At 62.3% G+C, this 427-nt stretch carries 1 protein-coding gene; it reads left to right on the top strand.

Annotated elements, in window-relative coordinates:
- Positions 1-100: 100 nt before the first annotated feature.
- Positions 101-427 (top strand): hypothetical protein (locus GQ57_RS43530; protein WP_235215209.1); only part of this gene is annotated, 327 nt, incomplete at its 3' end.

Here is a 427-nt window from a genome sequence, read left to right as displayed (position 1 = left end):
CGACGACAGCCCCGTCGAGGTCGAGGTCGACAGCGACGACACCGTGCTATTGGTCGAGCTCAGGCCCGTCGACAGCGAGCTAATGCCTGTCGAGGTCGACGTGGACAACGCAGAGATCGAGCTAGTCGCCGACGACAAGCCCGTCGAGGCCGAGGTCGACAGCGACGTGATCGAACTGTTCGTCGAGCTCAGGCCGGTCGATAGCGAGCTAGTGCCCGTCGAGGTCGACGTGGACAACGAAGAGATCGAGCTATTAGACGACGACAGCCCCGTCGACGTCGAGGTCGACAGCGAGGTGATCGAGCTATTCGCCGACGACAGGCCTGTCGATGTCGAGGTCGACAGCGACAACACCGTGCTATTGGTCGAGCTCAGGCCCGTCGACAGCGAGCTAATGCCCGTCGAGGTCGACGTCGACAACGAAGAG

Origin of the sequence: Burkholderia sp. MSh2 (genome assembly GCF_000731655.1) — a bacterium.
Taxonomy (GTDB): domain Bacteria; phylum Pseudomonadota; class Gammaproteobacteria; order Burkholderiales; family Burkholderiaceae; genus Burkholderia; species Burkholderia paludis.
Note: the sequence above shows the minus strand (reverse complement) of the source record. Positions and strands in the feature narration are given on the sequence as shown.